The organism is Shewanella sp. Pdp11 (assembly GCF_002838165.1).
GTDB classification, from domain to species: Bacteria; Pseudomonadota; Gammaproteobacteria; order Enterobacterales; family Shewanellaceae; genus Shewanella; species Shewanella hafniensis.
On record NZ_CP015194.1, the window covers coordinates 98,726 to 112,694 of the forward strand.

Below are 13,969 nucleotides of genomic sequence, written 5' to 3' on the forward strand. Positions count from 1 at the left end.
AGGCGCTAAAGTTAATATAAGGAATGCCCTTGAATACTCTATTGATTGGGAAAGGTGATCAGCAGGTTCACTTAAATCTTAAGTATGCCAATCGCCATGGATTAATTGCCGGCGCCACAGGAACAGGTAAAACCGTGTCGCTAATGAGCCTAGCCGAAGGTTTCTCACGCCAAGGCGTACCAGTGTTCATCACAGATGTTAAAGGCGATATCTCAGGTCTTGCGATGGCGGGGACGCCAAGTGAAAAGCTGTTACAAAGGGCGGCGCAAATTGGCATTGAGGATTATCACAACGAAGCCAACCCTGTAGTGTTATGGGATTTAGCGGGCGTTCAAGGCCACCCGCTGCGTACCACCATCAGCGAAATGGGCCCAACCTTACTCAGTCGAATTTTAGAATTAAATGACACCCAAAGTGGCATCTTAGACATAGTGTTTCAACTGGCGGACGACCAAGGGTTATTGTTGCTCGACTTAGATGATCTGCGGGCCATGCTGGCTTTAGTTGCTGAGGAGCGCAAAGAAATCTCCGCCAAATACGGTTTGATCAGCGCCCAATCCCTCGCAGCGATTCAGCGAGCTGTGCTAGGACTAGAACGCGATGGCGGCAAAGACTTTTTTGGTGAACCCGCGTTACAGCTTGAAGATTTAATGCGCACTAATTTACAAGGGCGCGGCATTATCAATTTATTAGCAGCGAACAAACTGATTTTAACTCCCCGTTTATATTCAAGTTTTTTACTCTGGCTACTGTCAGAATTATTCGAGAATTTGCCCGAAGTCGGCGATCCCGAAAAACCTAAGCTAGTGTTTTTTATCGATGAAGCCCATTTACTCTTTGAAGGTTGTCCACCGAGTTTATTAAAACGTGTCGAACAGATCATGCGCCTTATTCGCTCAAAAGGCGTAGGCGTTTATTTTTGCTCGCAATTTCCTGATGATGTGCCGAGCGAAATTCTCGGACAATTGGGTAATCGCATTCAACATGCCCTGCGAGCTTACACGCCAAGGGATCAAAAGGCGGTCAAAACCGCCGCCGAAACCTTTGTGCCTAACCCCAAACTGGTTGTCAGTGAGGTTATTTCCCAGCTCGGCGTAGGCGAGGCTTTAGTGTCTATGCTAGCCGACAAAGGCGTGCCGACTATGGTCGAGCGCGCACTCATCGCACCGCCGCGTTGCCGCATGGGACCCGCCGCGAATGAGGAGTTACAACAAGTCCGTGCCCAAAGCCCGATTGGTGGCAAATACGATCATTCCATCAACCGTGAATCGGCCTACGAACGCCTTAACCAAAGGCGTAGTGGCGCTGCCACCAGCAACCCCACATCCACAGCAAGTGATGCAGCAAATGATGGCCAAACGGGTCAAAAAGCCGAAGAACAAGGTTGGTTCAGTGAACTTATTTTTGGTAATAAACGCCGCCAAGGTTTAGCTGAGACCTTGTCCAAGCAAGCGGCACGCACTGTCGGCAGCCAATTAGGCAAACAAATTTTGCGCGGCATATTAGGCGGGATGTTAGGTAAATCGACTCGACGCTAGGCAATCCATAATTAGATCACATATTCGAAAGCTGTGTGATAGATCGCATATTTCTTATACAGGTTAACACTAGCATTAGCGTTAATTATTCTAAGTGAACGATGGATCATGGTACGGAATTCGGTGATAAGATTATTTTGCTGTAATCGCTCATTGAGGCAAATCAATTCACAGATAATTATCAATGATTTTAAATATTTGTAATTTTAAAATGTTGTAATTCGAGATAAAAATTTCGCTTCAATCAGGACATCATGGAACAGGTTCAATTAAGTACGGCTTGCATGATTAGCCTGATGAATAACCAAAGAGTACATGGAGTTTTATATGAGTAAAGAGCAAAAAAACCGTAAAGAATCGAAGAAACAACCGCTGATGTCTGCTAAAGAAAAAAGAGCAGCAAAACATGCAAAAAATGCAGCAAAAGGTTTCTTAGATAACACTAAATAGTGTCCTGTCGTTTGGGACTCCTCCCAGATCGCACAAATAGGGTTAACCTCAAGTTAGCCCTTTTTATTGTCCGTTTTCCTTAAACCATCATATTTTTCTCACACCATAACCTTGTTCAAAACCGCCTAAAATCTTCGTTTTGTGATGCAAAAGTAGCAGCTATCGACTATAGCCTAATTGACCTTTTTCAGATTTTATGTAGTTATATTAGGCTAACTCAAGCATATCCAGCTCAAAAGACCCTACATAACAATATAAAAAATAAGGATATTTCATCATGAAAATCAAAAAACGTTTTGTTGCCGTCGGCGCTGCAGTAACATTAACTCTCAGCGCTGCCGCTATGGCTGCAGCTCCCGCTTTTATCAATATTCTCACTGGCGGTACCAGTGGCGTGTATTACCCTATTGGTGTTGCCCTATCGCAACTCTATGGCACTGGAATCGAAGGCTCTAAAACTTCAGTTCAAGCGACCAAAGCCTCGGTAGAAAACCTCAATCTACTGCAAGCGGGTCGTGGCGAATTAGCGCTCGCGCTAGGTGACTCAGTCGCAGCCGCTTACCAAGGCGATATTGATGCGGGCTTTAAAACACCATTGGATAAAATCCGTGTGCTCGCCTCTGCTTACCCTAACTACATTCAAATAGTTGCCAATAAAGAATCTGGTATTAAAACCTTGGCCGATTTAAAAGGGAAACGTATCTCTGTCGGTGCACCTAAATCGGGTACCGAACTCAATGCTAGAGCGATTTTCAAAGCCGCGGGCTTAAGCTACGAAGACATGGGTAAAGTCGAGTTTTTACCTTATGCGGAATCCGTAGAACTCATCAAAAATCGTCAGTTAGACGCGACCTTGCAATCGTCTGGTCTGGGCATGGCCGCGATCCGCGACTTAGCGGCAACTATGGCGATTAACTTTGTTGAAATTCCAGAAGATGTGATCGCTAAGATTAACAATCCTGCCTATCAACACGGTGTGATCCCAGCATCGACCTATGAAGGCCAAACTACTGACGTTTCTACCGTTGCCATTCAAAATCTGCTGGTGACGCAAAGCGGCGTGTCGGACGATTTAGCCTATCAAATGACTAAGCTCATGTTCGAGCACTTAGACCGTCTCGGTAACGCGCATTCGGCCGCTAAAGCTATCAGTTTAGAGAAAGCGACGAAAAATCTGCCGATACCGCTTCACCCAGGTGCAGAACGTTATTACAAAGAAGTTGGCGCACTCTAAGTTTTGCTGATATCTGTGCACCCTATTCCAAACTAAGCGATCGCGATGCCGTTGAATAACGGCATCTTTTTATATCCAAACAGCCTCAAACGGTAAAATTCAGTCATTGATGCGCCTTGAATTGAAGCGGATCTAAAACTCGTTGAGGTAGTTTGGATATATATCGCCCTCTGTAGTCTAATGCTGTGAGGCATAATATGAGTGATCCCCAACAAGGTCTCAGCGCCAATACTGGCGATTGGCCCAAGGCACTGTTCTATACCGCCTTAATTTTTTCTATTTTTCAAATCATCACTGCCGCTTTTCATCCCGTGTCGACGCAAGTACTGCGTGCAACCCATATTGGCTTTTTGCTGCTCGTGGTGTTTTTGAGTTATCCCGCCAGAGGTAAATCACAACCTTGGCAGCCACTCGCTTGGCTACTCGGTCTAGCTGGCATGGTTACCGCGGCTTATCAGTGGTATTTTGAAGCCGACTTAATTCAACGTTCTGGCGAGCTGACCGATGCGGACATGGTGATAGGTATCACTTTGATCGTACTAGTATTTGAAGCGGCGCGCCGAGTTATGGGCTGGGCACTGCCTATCATCTGCGGCATCTTTTTGGCCTATGGCTTATTGGGTCAATACCTACCCGGCGATCTGATGCACCGCGGCTATGGCTTCGATCAAATCATCAACCAACTCGCCTTCGGCACCGAAGGCTTATACGGCACACCAACCTATGTGTCGGCGACGTATATCTTCCTGTTTATTCTTTTCGGCTCTTTTCTAGAACAAGCTGGGATGATCCGTTTATTTACCGACTTTGCCATGGGATTGTTCGGCCACAAGCTCGGCGGACCAGCGAAAGTCGCTGTGGTGTCATCGGCGTTAATGGGTACGATTACCGGCTCAGGAGTGGCAAACGTTGTCACCACAGGCCAATTTACGATTCCATTGATGAAACGATTTGGCTATCGCTCAGCCTTCGCCGGTGGCGTGGAAGCGACATCGAGTATGGGCAGCCAGATCATGCCGCCGATCATGGGCGCGGTGGCCTTTATCATGGCCGAAACCATTAACGTGCCCTTTATCGAAATCGCTAAAGCGGCATTGATCCCCGCACTACTTTATTTTTGCTCAGTATTTTGGATGGTGCACTTAGAAGCCAAACGCGCCAATCTTTGTGGCCTACCCAAAGATCAATGTCCCGATCCTTGGGCGGCGATTAAAGAACGCTGGTATCTGCTTATCCCCTTGTTTATTTTGGTCTACTTGCTGTTTTCAGGCAGAACGCCGCTGTTCTCTGGCATGGTTGGTTTAGCCCTCACCTCGATAGTGATCTTAGGCTCGGCCATCGTCCTGCGGTTGTCTTCAATGGCGATGCGGATTGCCTTTTGGATTGCCCTTGGGGTGTTGTGCGCTGGCTTCTTCCAACTCGGAATTGGAGTCGTGTTTGGGGTTATCGCCCTGCTAGTCGCCATTTGTTGGTTTATTAAGGGCGGCAAAGAGACCCTCACAATTTGCTTACACGCACTGGTTGAAGGCGCGCGTCATGCTGTGCCTGTGGGTATTGCCTGCGCCTTAGTGGGCGTGATTATCGGCATAGTGTCGCTCACAGGAATTGCCTCGACCTTCGCGAGCTACATTCTCGCCGTTGGCCAAGACAATCTGTTCTTGTCACTCGTGTTGACTATGATCACTTGCCTAGTGCTCGGTATGGGGATCCCGACGATTCCTAACTACATTATTACCAGCTCAATAGCCGCACCCGCATTACTCGACCTAGGTGTGCCGCTAATTGTGTCGCACATGTTTGTGTTCTATTTCGGCATCATGGCCGATCTCACGCCGCCCGTTGCCTTGGCCTGCTTTGCCGCAGCCCCGATTGCGAAGGAATCTGGGCTTAAGATCAGTCTGTGGGCGATTCGGATCGCCATAGCTGGCTTTGTCATCCCCTTTATGGCGGTTTACGATCCAGCCTTGATGCTCCAAGGTGACAGCTTATTAGCGACGGGCTTTGTGGTGCTGAAGGCAACGGTCGGTATTGGTATTTGGGGGGTGATCTTTACCGGATATCTATTACAAAAACTCTACTGGTGGGAACGCGTTATCGGCTTCCTCGCGGGGGCAAGTTTGATCCTTGCGACGCCATTGAGTGATGAAATCGGCTTTGGACTCGCGCTGTTGTTTATCCTGCAGCACAGTTGGCGCGCGCGCAAACTCAAACGTCTGGCAGAGCAAGGATAACCCCTTGAAATTCAACGTCGTTAATAAGTCTAAGGTAAAGCTATGTTAGGCCTGTGTTTAGGCCTAGCAGGTACCCTGTGGGCGCACGTGCCCACAGACCACTTCACCCTGTCATGGAACCACAGCATAGAGAAAATCCGCTGGGAGGAGGACTATAACATTACGCCCCAGGGCTTAGTGTTAACCGAGGCGAGAGTGAAAGGCACGGGCGCGGGCATGGACATCCCAGATGATGCCTATCTTAAAAATGGCAGTTGGCATTATCGGCCCAAGCTCCCAATTCTGCCTAAATTACGTTTAGGCCGGACACCCGAAGCGGGAGATTTTGATATTTGTTTTGCGCAACATTCTGGCGAGGTTCAATGCCAAAGGATGAGCCATTGGATTGGCGCGCCAAACAGGCAAGATGCAGCAGTTGAGCTTTGGGGTTGTGAACAGGCAAATGTCGCGCCTATTGATATTCGCTAAGCGAGTAAGCAACAGGCGGGTTGATTCCTATAAATCATTAACTTGCAGGTAAAAACAATAGCCATTTTTTCCTTGGTGTTTCACTCGGTACATGGCGGCATCGGCGCGATCGCAACTTTCGGCGAAACTATCGCCATCGCCAAAAATATCAATACCAATGCTCAAACCAATTTCCACTTCACAGCCTTCTAGTAGAAATTTTTGTCTATACACATCGAGTAAGGACTGGGCGAGCATAGCTAAAGATTCTGTCTCGGAGGATGGCAGTAAAATCACAAATTCATCACCACCTAGCCGAGCGATCTTCGCTTGCTCACCCGAGTGAGACACTAAAGTATGCGCCACATGCATCAGCAAACTGTCGCCAAACTTATGGCCGTAATGATCATTTAAGGATTTAAAACCATCCAGATCGATAAAGAGTAATGCCCCATGGATACCCAGTTGCAAAGATTCATCGAATGCCTTGGCTATGGCTTGGCGATTCATCAAATTGGTGAGGGGATCGCTGTGAGCTAGGAGTGACAAATCAAGTTCGTAGCGTTTTTCTTGGGTGATATCGATATGACTGCCCATCATCCGCAGTGGCGTGCCATCGGGTAGACGCTCGACGATACGGCCACGATCCGACACCCAAGTGATGCTGCCATCTTTGTGTAGCATTCGGTGTACCACTTGATAATAATCGGCCTTACCACTGACATGATCTTCAAAGGCTTTGATCACCCACTCTTTATCTTCTGGGTGTAATTTACTTTTCCAACTATCGATATGAGCCGCCAGTTCTTCACGACTGAAACCTAATAGTTCACCCCAGCGCATATTGAAAATGGTTAAATTCCCGCTTGGGATATGCTGTTCCCACAGGCACAAACCATTACCGTCGAGGGCGGCAAACAGTTTTTCTTCGGCACGACGATTCAACGCCGTTAAATTCGCGTTTTCGCGTTTTAGCTGAGCGATTTCAGCCTGAAGTTGTTTGATGTGTTCTGCTGCCGTATCCGATGCCACGAAAAATATTTTTCCTTAATTAGTCTCGGGTCAACACTTCAAGCAATTCGATTTCAAAGGTGAGATCAGAATTGGGTTTAATATGCGCACCCACTTGGCGCTCGCCATAGGCCAAATGAGCTGGCACTAACAACTTACGCTTACCGCCGACTTTCATGCCCATAATGCCTTGATCCCAACCTTTAATCACTCGGCCAGTGCCAATCACACATTGAAATGCCTGACCACGGTCATAGGATGAATCAAATTGGGTACCATCCTGCAAAAAGCCGCGGTATTGGGTAGTGATCAGCGCGCCTTTTACCGCTTCTTTTCCTTCGCCCACTTGCAGATCGATTACTTCTAATTCGGTCATTTCTTCACTCTCTTTTCTTTTCGCACTTAGGGCGTGATATGTAACTTATGCCAGATTTTATCACCGACGACCACGCTTGTCGGCGCTATTGCAATATTTCTGCCGCTCGGTGCACTGCTTAATCCTTGAGAATAAGGTCATCATGGGCGATAACATTATCACTCCCCCTTTAAATAACCGTCCTTTAGCCCAATATAGTAATAATATCGACGTTTTATTTTGGAGCTTAGCCATGATTATTGCCTGCCCCCATTGCGATACGTTAAACCGTGTTCCCGATGAGCGTTTAACCCAGCAACCTACTTGCGGTAAATGTAAGCTCAATGTCTTTACGGCTGCGCCGATTGAACTCACAAGCGCGAACTTTGCCAACCATGCCAATAAATCTGATCTCCCCCTAGTCGTTGATTTTTGGGCTAGCTGGTGTGGTCCATGCAAAAGCTTTGCTCCGGTGTTTTCCGCGGCGGCTAAGACGTGGGAGCCGCAATTTCGCTTCGGTAAAATCAACACTGAAGAACAGCAAGCCCTCGCGGCGCAGTTTAATATTCGCTCGATTCCCACTCTTATGATTTTCAAGCAAGGGAAAATACTCGCGCAGCAAGCGGGGGCTTTACCTCAGTCAGCCCTAAATCAATGGTTAAAAAACCATAGTTAACCGCAGGTAACTATTTCGCGCCCATAAAAATACCCAGACTCGCTGGGTATTTTGTTTACTAAAATCTCAATCTACCGATATCAGACATCCCAAAAAACATGGGCGATAATGCCTAGCACTATCATGCTGATAAAGTTGATGATCATACCGACCCGCACCATTTCCGATTGTTTGATATGGCCTGAACCATAAACGATCGCATTGGGCGGCGTCGCCACTGGCAGCATAAAGGCGCAGGACGCGGCAATACCAATCAGCACAGATAACATCACAGGCGATACGCCTAATGCCTCGGCAATTGCCGCAAATACAGGCACTAACAGTGCGGCACTGGCGGTGTTACTGGCAAATTCTGTTAGCATCACCACAAAGGCAATCACAGCAAACACAAACAATGACATGTGCGTGCTGCCGAAAATATCTGTCATCCAGTGGGCTAAAAACACACTGGTGCCTGTGCTTTTCAACACTGCGCTTAGCGTTAAACCACCACCAAACAATATCAGCACACCCCAATCTGTGGTTGATTCAATCTTTTTCCAGCCGACTAAGCCTAAGCCTGCGAGCAAAACAACTGCGCCTAACGCCACTATGGTATCAAACTGAGTGATGCCACCTAATGCTTTGGCTAATGGCACACTGAAAATCCAACAACATACTGTCGCGAGGAAGATAAGCAGGGTGAACTTACCTTGGAACGTCAACTGCTGCGCTTCAACTTGCACATCGAACTTGGCTGAAAGATCCGGCTTAAAATACCAATACAAGGCGATCAACATTAACGGCAACATGAGGATGACGGTCGGAATACCAAACTTGAGCCAATCACTAAAACTCAAGCCAACTTGCGCCGCAGCAATCGCATTAGGTGGGCTACCCACTAAAGTACCGATACCGCCTATGTTGGCCGAATAGGCAATCCCGAGCAGTAAAAACACATAAGTACTGTGGTATTTTTCGCGGTCTAGTTGCTGCAAAATCCCGAGAGCCAATGGCAACATCATCGCCGTTGTGGCGGTATTACTGATCCACATAGAGAGCAATGCCGTCACCCCAAACAGCATAAAGCAAGCGATACTGAGTTTGCCCTTAGAGGCCAAAAGTAGCTTTTGCGCTATTAAGGTATCAATCTTTTGATGGTGCAAAGCCGCTGCGAGTACGAAGCCACCGAAGAATAAATAGATGATAGGATTGGCAAAGCTACTCATCGCTTCTTTGGTTTCAAACACCCCAAAGAATACCGCGAGTATAGGCACGAGGATCGCGGTGATACTAATGTGGATCGCTTCGGTCAACCAAAGAATGCCAGCGAAAACCAGAATCGCCAGACCCGTGTTCACCCCTTGTTCGAAGGGTAAGCCGTAATAGAGTGCGAATAACAGCACAATATCCGCCGCTAGGATCAGCATTTTCTTTTTATCGAGCCCCTCGCTGACGGGCGCTTTTTGAGGTGGAACAGTGCTTGAATCTGTTGATGACATGGTTACAACCTTAATACCATTTTATTTTGACGCAAATTTAGGGCATAGATCACACTTGGCAAAGCGGTTTATTTTGTAATTTTGCCACTTAGCAACCACACATTCTGCCGACTAAAAGCCCAGAAAAACCTTAAGTGAGATAAAAATCACCCATTTCTGATCTAAAGCCATGTGCAAAACTTTCAAACGAGCAAAAATCACGCAAAAGCTTGATAAAGCTGTAATTGAATAAGTGTTTAAAACTGTGACGTGGATCAGGTTTCACTTTAATACTAAGTGACAAACACTGAATTTAACCTTAAATAAAGTGGTTAACGCTAATTCAATCCTGTAACCACAGTTTTTGCCTATAAAACACCCATGAATGTATTTACCACTCTTTGCCCCCCTCAAGGTGACTGCAACTTAAAGCGATAACGTAAACGAACATCCCAATGACAAAATTGCAGCTGGCATCAACTCAGTTTTATATTTCACGAATAACTTTCATTTTTCGCATTTAACATGCTGGTTTACATACCTAAAAACTTAAATGGCATGGTGATGGAAAGAAGATTTAACCTTGTAAATTTATCTGATAATGCGAAAGGACATCTGATTAGCTTCCCTGTAGAATTTGTGCAGGCGCTTGCCACTTCACTCCAGCAAGTGATCGATAACGTCTCCTAGTAGTTCCATCATTTGTTTGATGCGAAACTGTGTAGAAATTAAAAATGTTTCAAACCATCAAAGCCGAAAACAACCCTAGAATCCTACTCAAATAAATAACATTTACAACTCAATATCCCTATGAATAATAAACACAAATATTATTCACCATCTCAGTCAATCTAACTCACTTTACCCCGCGAGCAATCCAACCTAGAGTCGCGCCCGTATTCTCGCCTCCTGTTTATTTTTTACCTATTTTGGTACCGCTTGTGGAAAATATGCTGTCAGCTCAATCTAATCAAAAGCCAGGGCTGTTTGTGCCTGTGGCAGGACTCAGTCTATTTGCTTTAGCGTCAGGCTACTTGATGAGTTTGATCCCACTCTCGCTCACTTACTTTGATTTGAGCCTTGATCTTGCACCTTGGCTGGCGAGTATTTTCTACCTCGGCTTATTACTGGGCGCACCTTGTATTGCACCGATTGTCAGCCGCATAGGTCACAGTAAGGCCTTTATTCTGTTCTTAAATATCTTACTGTGCAGCGTTGTGGTAATGGTTTTGCTGCCACAGAGCAGTGTTTGGTTAGTATCACGCCTGATTGCAGGCTTGGCTGTTGCAGGGATTTTTGTGGTGGTCGAGTCTTGGTTACTTATGGCCGATACCCAAAAACAACGGGCAAAACGTTTAGGTTTATATATGACCGCCCTCTACGGTGGCACTGCCATTGGGCAACTTGCCGTAGATTATTTAGGCACCACGGGTAATTTACCCTACTTGGTAGTAATAGGTTTGTTGGCAGCGGCCAGCTTACCCGCACTGTTAGTTAAACGTGGCCAACCGCGGTCCAGTGAACAACACGCTATTGCTCTTTCCGACCTTAAAACCTTAAGTAAACCTGCCATTGCTGGCTGTTTAGTCTCAGGATTATTACTCGGTCCCATCTACGGTTTATTGCCTGTGTATGTGTCGCAAGACATGGGTTTTGCCCAGCAGACGGGGCAATTTATGGCGCTGATCATTATGGGCGGCATGATAGTTCAGCCCTTAGTGAGCTATTTATCCCCGCGTGTTGAAAAGAGTGTGTTGATGACCGCTTTTTGCTTAGTGGGTGCGGCGGCGTTGTTATTACTGATACAAACATCGCTTGTAGGATTATGGTTAGGTTTTGTGTTACTCGGGGCCTGCGCCTTTGCTCTTTATCCCATCGCCATCAGTCTGGCGTGCGATCATTTACCCAGCAGCCAAATCGTCTCCGCCACTCAGATTATGTTGCTCAGTTATTCTGTGGGTTCGGTTATTGGTCCGGTTGCCGCCAGTCGTTTTGATGATGTAGAACATGGCTTACCGCTCTACTTAGCAGCAAGCTTTTTAGTCACGGTTTGCTATCTAAGTGCGCACTTACTCGCCCGAAGCAAAGCCCGCCTACCCACAGCGAAGGCTTAGTCCTGAGCCGTTAATGCTAAGTCTCTACACCCTGTGAATAACAATGGGCGCCGATAACGGCGCCCATTGTTATTATGATGTTTGCTGGGTTAATTCTGCCACAGGCACTGTGGCGGGAATGGCCCAGACACTGTCCTGCGGCCCATTAAACACCCGATGGCGAGTCAGCCTGTAAGCATAAAAGAACACTCCACTAAAGGCTAACGCCACCAGATCGACGCCTAACGTTGCCACAGAATAAGGCGCCCATAAGCCTAAACTTGGCACGATTAACGCAACTAAAGACGTGATTGGCATCGCCAATGTAGCCAAGGCGCACAAAGGCAAAATCAGCAGCGCCGCCTTAGCAGCACCACGCCAAAAGGCGTAAACCACCAGCAAGCCAAACACCAGATAATACAGCCACAAATAGACGTGGTTAATATTGCTCACATGCACATATAACCATTTACCCAACAACATACTTATCGTTAAGGCGGCAACCGAGCCTAAGCAAATCCCCACTGTGGCGCTGGCCATTAATCGGCAAGCACGGGTTTGCTCGCTCGCCTGCTTTTTACGGCGTTTTTCCAGCCACAGCAAGTTGCCACTGTAAAATAAAAAAGCACCGCTCAAGCCTAAAAAGAAATACACCCAGCGCCCGAGATCGCCCCCATAACTGCCAAAGTGTAATCCAAAGAATACCGCAACGGTTCTGGCCCAAATCCCCTTGTCGCTTTGATCAATCGTGCTATTGGTCACCTTAAGACTATAAGGATGCAGGTATAAGAAATCGGTAACGGGTCCACGCATAAAACCATTGGGGTTATATAACCCCAAGCGCAGAGTAGCACGGGGATTATTCAAGTTCATAAAGGTCATTTCATTCACTTGATAATCGGGGGCGATTTGCTGCACCTTGGCTAACACAGTGGTGACCTTTGGCAAATCGGCTAGTGTATAGGGCGTTTTGTCCGGTGCCGATTGAGCAAATAATGGTTTTTCACCATAAACCATATGCTTAAGCCCATCGTAAAGCTGATCATGGAAAGCAAACACAATCACAGTTACACATATCACTAGATGAAATGGCAGGCTGGTAATGCCCACTAAATTATGGGCATCGAGCCAGAAACGACTCTCACCTTTATCTTTACGCAGGGCGAAAAAGCTTTTGGTTAACGTTGGCAGTAAAAAAATCACCCCAGAAACCAATGCCAAGAAGTATAAAACGGCGGCTATCCCCAACACATAGGCACCCGCTTGATCGTGACCGACTTCGCCGGCAATCCCCGCGGTACGATGTAATTGGTCAATCAACTCAGCCAACTCGCTTGGTGTACTTAGTTGGGTGACTAATTGCCCCTGCTCGTCAAGGCTGGCATGCCAAAGCTGGTGACTCATGCTGAGTTCACGTTCCGAGCCCTGCTGATACCAAGTCATCGGCGATTGATGCTCATCATTTAAGTGCAAACTAAAACCGGTTTTGGCCTTATCATCCTGCGCTAACACTTGCGCGACTAATTCATCCAGTTTCTCAGCGGGCACTTGAGGCAAGGTCAGGGCTGGCGGCATTGACCAAGCGTCAATCGCCCCCTTAAACATAGTGAGCGAGCCGGCATAAAAGCCGATAAACAATACGATTCCGGCGATGATACCAGTCCAAATATGGATAGACTGATACACACGTAACACATCACTGCGAACTTTCATCCTTGTCACCTAAAGGTATATAACACTATATAAGTCAAAACGTTAAACAAGCCCAAGTAGCCGATTGCCCTGAGTCCGGTTTTAAACAGAAAGCTAAAACTTAAAATCAATAACCAGATAGGCGTAATCAGCCACATGTTGAACTGCACTTTAGTGTCGGCATCGATGCCGCCTGGGCCAAACCAGGCAAATAACCCCACCAATCCAAGTGCTAAAGTAAATCCTAAAATCAATCCAGCCAGTGACTTAGTCCACCAGTCGGGTTGCAATTTATCCTGTTCAGCTAAACGTGCCATGAGTTATTTCCGACCGAAAAGTGAGATAAAAGGCACTAACCCCATCAATAACATCAACAGGGCTAACCAAATAAAAATTGCGGCGCTAAGGGTAAAGAGGCTAAGCCAACCGATAAGACTGACAAAGGCAACACCGTAAGCGAGTAACCGCCAAGGCCGCTTAGGAAGGGAGCTTGCAAATAGTTTTTGCTGCTTATTCGTTAAATAAAATAACAAGCAGGCCAGAAGCGTCGACAACAGGAATATAAGTTGCAACACGGGATGTTATCCTCTCACTACAAAGCGTTAGCATTCGAGTCCATTTGCCTATGCTTGCTGTACATCATGTAAAAAGATAAGCACATGAAAGCAATGGAAGAATTTTAATTTTGGGACTCTAGCCTTGGTGATAATAATTCGCAATAAGATTTACACTGTAAGGATGGTTTATGATATTCAAATCACAAATAAGCAACACTTCTGCCT

The 13,969-nt window shown here is 46.6% G+C and carries 13 protein-coding genes; 7 read left to right on the top strand and 6 right to left on the bottom strand.

Going from position 1 to position 13,969, the window contains the following annotated elements:
* Nucleotides 1-29: 29 nt before the first annotated feature.
* From AYJ58_RS00490 to AYJ58_RS00510, 5 genes are all read left to right on the top strand, one after another.
* Entirely contained in the window at nt 30-1,538 is a 1,509-nt protein-coding gene (locus AYJ58_RS00490) for a helicase HerA-like domain-containing protein (RefSeq protein ID WP_106648289.1), read from the top strand.
* A gap of 327 nt (nt 1,539-1,865) precedes the next feature.
* Nucleotides 1,866-1,988 (top strand): hypothetical protein, encoded by a 123-nt coding sequence (locus AYJ58_RS22100; RefSeq protein ID WP_106648290.1) that lies wholly within the window; start codon nt 1,866-1,868, stop codon nt 1,986-1,988.
* A gap of 277 nt (nt 1,989-2,265) precedes the next feature.
* The gene (locus AYJ58_RS00500; RefSeq protein ID WP_106648291.1) at nt 2,266-3,222 is read left to right on the top strand and encodes a TAXI family TRAP transporter solute-binding subunit; all 957 of its coding nucleotides are present in this window, start codon (nt 2,266-2,268) and stop codon (nt 3,220-3,222) included.
* Nucleotides 3,223-3,419: 197 nt separating this feature from the next.
* Nucleotides 3,420-5,453: a TRAP transporter permease gene (locus AYJ58_RS00505; RefSeq protein ID WP_106648292.1), complete on the top strand. Its 2,034-nt coding sequence runs from the start codon at nt 3,420-3,422 to the stop codon at nt 5,451-5,453.
* Between the two features lie 42 nt (nt 5,454-5,495).
* On the top strand, nt 5,496-5,921 hold the full coding sequence (locus tag AYJ58_RS00510) for a DUF1850 domain-containing protein (RefSeq protein WP_106648293.1): 426 nt from the start codon (nt 5,496-5,498) through the stop codon (nt 5,919-5,921).
* 27 nt (nt 5,922-5,948) lie between these two features.
* On the opposite strand, the gene AYJ58_RS00515 is transcribed toward AYJ58_RS00510, so the two are convergent.
* Nucleotides 5,949-6,932, bottom strand: coding sequence for a sensor domain-containing diguanylate cyclase (locus AYJ58_RS00515; protein ID WP_106648294.1), 984 nt, complete (start codon nt 6,930-6,932; stop codon nt 5,949-5,951).
* A 19-nt stretch (nt 6,933-6,951) separates the two neighbouring features.
* Entirely contained in the window at nt 6,952-7,287 is a 336-nt protein-coding gene (locus tag AYJ58_RS00520) for an FKBP-type peptidyl-prolyl cis-trans isomerase (RefSeq protein WP_011845636.1), read from the bottom strand.
* A gap of 232 nt (nt 7,288-7,519) precedes the next feature.
* On the opposite strand from AYJ58_RS00520, the gene trxC reads away from it, so the two are divergent.
* Nucleotides 7,520-7,942, top strand: a complete 423-nt coding sequence (gene trxC, locus AYJ58_RS00525; protein WP_106651712.1) for a thioredoxin TrxC — start codon at nt 7,520-7,522, stop codon at nt 7,940-7,942.
* A gap of 80 nt (nt 7,943-8,022) precedes the next feature.
* Here trxC and AYJ58_RS00530 read toward each other — a convergent pair whose 3' ends face one another.
* A complete protein-coding gene (locus AYJ58_RS00530; RefSeq protein WP_106648295.1) occupies nt 8,023-9,423 on the bottom strand; it encodes a DASS family sodium-coupled anion symporter in 1,401 nt (466 codons plus the stop codon).
* A gap of 929 nt (nt 9,424-10,352) precedes the next feature.
* Between AYJ58_RS00530 and AYJ58_RS00545 the strand changes: the two genes are divergently transcribed.
* The gene (locus AYJ58_RS00545; protein ID WP_106648296.1) at nt 10,353-11,516 is read left to right on the top strand and encodes an MFS transporter; all 1,164 of its coding nucleotides are present in this window, start codon (nt 10,353-10,355) and stop codon (nt 11,514-11,516) included.
* 72 nt (nt 11,517-11,588) lie between these two features.
* On the opposite strand, the gene AYJ58_RS00550 is transcribed toward AYJ58_RS00545, so the two are convergent.
* From AYJ58_RS00550 to AYJ58_RS00560, 3 genes are read right to left on the bottom strand one after another with little or no spacing between them, the layout of a single operon-like run.
* The gene (locus AYJ58_RS00550; protein WP_106648297.1) at nt 11,589-13,208 is read right to left on the bottom strand and encodes a PepSY-associated TM helix domain-containing protein; all 1,620 of its coding nucleotides are present in this window, start codon (nt 13,206-13,208) and stop codon (nt 11,589-11,591) included.
* A 5-nt stretch (nt 13,209-13,213) separates the two neighbouring features.
* Entirely contained in the window at nt 13,214-13,504 is a 291-nt protein-coding gene (locus AYJ58_RS00555) for a hypothetical protein (protein ID WP_106648298.1), read from the bottom strand.
* 3 nt (nt 13,505-13,507) lie between these two features.
* Nucleotides 13,508-13,762 carry a hypothetical protein gene (locus tag AYJ58_RS00560; RefSeq protein ID WP_106648299.1) on the bottom strand — a complete coding sequence of 85 codons (255 nt, stop codon included), beginning with the start codon at nt 13,760-13,762 and terminating at the stop codon, nt 13,508-13,510.
* Between the last annotated feature and the right edge of the window lie 207 nt (nt 13,763-13,969).

What these genes read in the sequence shown, in the direction of transcription:
- AYJ58_RS22100 (WP_106648290.1), top strand. Translation starts at nt 1,866, where the DNA reads ATGAGTAAAGAGCAAAAAAACCGTAAAGAATCGAAGAAACAACCGCTG.
- AYJ58_RS00500 (WP_106648291.1), top strand. Translation starts at nt 2,266, where the DNA reads ATGAAAATCAAAAAACGTTTTGTTGCCGTCGGCGCTGCAGTAACATTA.
- AYJ58_RS00505 (WP_106648292.1), top strand. Translation starts at nt 3,420, where the DNA reads ATGAGTGATCCCCAACAAGGTCTCAGCGCCAATACTGGCGATTGGCCC.
- AYJ58_RS00510 (WP_106648293.1), top strand. Translation starts at nt 5,496, where the DNA reads ATGTTAGGCCTGTGTTTAGGCCTAGCAGGTACCCTGTGGGCGCACGTG.
- AYJ58_RS00520 (WP_011845636.1), bottom strand. Translation starts at nt 7,287, where the DNA reads ATGACCGAATTAGAAGTAATCGATCTGCAAGTGGGCGAAGGAAAAGAA.
- trxC (WP_106651712.1), top strand. Translation starts at nt 7,520, where the DNA reads ATGATTATTGCCTGCCCCCATTGCGATACGTTAAACCGTGTTCCCGAT.
- AYJ58_RS00530 (WP_106648295.1), bottom strand. Translation starts at nt 9,423, where the DNA reads ATGTCATCAACAGATTCAAGCACTGTTCCACCTCAAAAAGCGCCCGTC.
- AYJ58_RS00545 (WP_106648296.1), top strand. Translation starts at nt 10,353, where the DNA reads ATGCTGTCAGCTCAATCTAATCAAAAGCCAGGGCTGTTTGTGCCTGTG.
- AYJ58_RS00550 (WP_106648297.1), bottom strand. Translation starts at nt 13,208, where the DNA reads ATGAAAGTTCGCAGTGATGTGTTACGTGTGTATCAGTCTATCCATATT.
- AYJ58_RS00555 (WP_106648298.1), bottom strand. Translation starts at nt 13,504, where the DNA reads ATGGCACGTTTAGCTGAACAGGATAAATTGCAACCCGACTGGTGGACT.